The organism is Xanthovirga aplysinae (genome assembly GCF_009711365.1).
In the GTDB taxonomy this organism is placed as follows: domain Bacteria; phylum Bacteroidota; class Bacteroidia; order Cytophagales; family Cyclobacteriaceae; genus Xanthovirga; species Xanthovirga aplysinae.
In genome coordinates, this window is record NZ_SMMB01000339.1 from 1 (window position 1) to 1,180 (window position 1,180).

General features: G+C 33.5%; 1 protein-coding gene. It reads left to right on the forward strand.

The window, feature by feature from the left end; all coding sequences use genetic code 11:
* The first annotated feature begins 95 nt into the window (after window positions 1-95).
* Window positions 96-1,169, forward strand: a complete 1,074-nt coding sequence (locus E1171_RS01040; RefSeq protein WP_155203228.1) for a S41 family peptidase — start codon at window positions 96-98, stop codon at window positions 1,167-1,169.
* Window positions 1,170-1,180: the final 11 nt, after the last annotated feature.

A 1,180-nucleotide genomic window follows, 5' to 3' on the forward strand; every position in this document is an offset into this window, starting at 1 on the left:
TTTTTTTTCGGACTTATATGAAAGGTTTGTATTTGTCTACCTCATTGATCAACAATTAATTTGCCCCCGTTTGATAATTGTTAACAAATGAGCATATGAAAAACAGAATTTTTCTATTTCCATTTTTTACTGGATTAATGGTTCTCATACTAGATCTGGTACCGGTAAAATGTGAAGGGCAAGCTACACAGTTTGTCAATGATAGTATTAATGTCTTTTATGATAGTTTATTTTACCATTTGAGGCACTCCTATTTGTTGAAAGATGAAGTAAACTGGGACAGTCTTGAGCAGAATATTCGTAATAAAGCACTTGAGCGTCAACATTTCGAAAAATCTTTGCAAGTAACCACTGAATTATTTGATGCCATTAAAGGATCTCATATGAATCTTTTTTCTGAGAAAGGGTGGTACAAAAGCACGTTAATGCCTGAAATACCTCAAAGTGAATTTAATATAAAATTCTTGGAGAAATATGCTGAGAATCCATCCTTTGAGACGAGAGTATTAGACGATTCGTATGGATATGTATTGATGCCTGGAATGCTATTAATTGATGTTTCCCAAGATTCTATTAATAAAGTTGCGCAAAATATGTATGATCAAATTATTGAGATGCATAAGAGTAATTCATTAAAAGGTTGGATTATTGATTTACGGTTCAATATTGGCGGTAATGTATTTCCAATGTTGTCTTCACTTTACCACCTATTGGGGAATACAGTAACTTATACAGTAAAAAATAGGAATGGGCAATTAAAGGAGGAGTATCTATTGCAGAATGGGAATATTAAGGATGAAGAAAGTGGAGGGGCATCTGTCCAACCCAAAACTCCACCAAACCAAAACATCCCTGTTGCATTAATTGTTGGCAGGCTAACAGCCAGTGCGGGGGAATTGATTCCATTGAGTTTTAGAGTACGACAAAATGTTTTAGTTGTAGGGGAAAAAAGCTATGGGCTCCTTACAGCTAATACTTTAACTGAACTTCCCTTTAGTACTAAATTAACCCTTACATCAGGATATTTAGCAGACCGTTCAGGTACTTATACGGAGCGTATTGTTCCTGATATTGAAGTAATTAAAGAAGCAAATTTTGAAGATCTTTTAAAGGATCAAAATGTTATTGAAGCTATAAAATTTATTAAATCAAAAAACGAAAGCAACTAAAAAACAATTAA

Excerpts from the sequence above, each read along its gene's own strand:
- E1171_RS01040 (WP_155203228.1), top strand. The coding sequence starts at position 96 with ATGAAAAACAGAATTTTTCTATTTCCATTTTTTACTGGATTAATGGTT.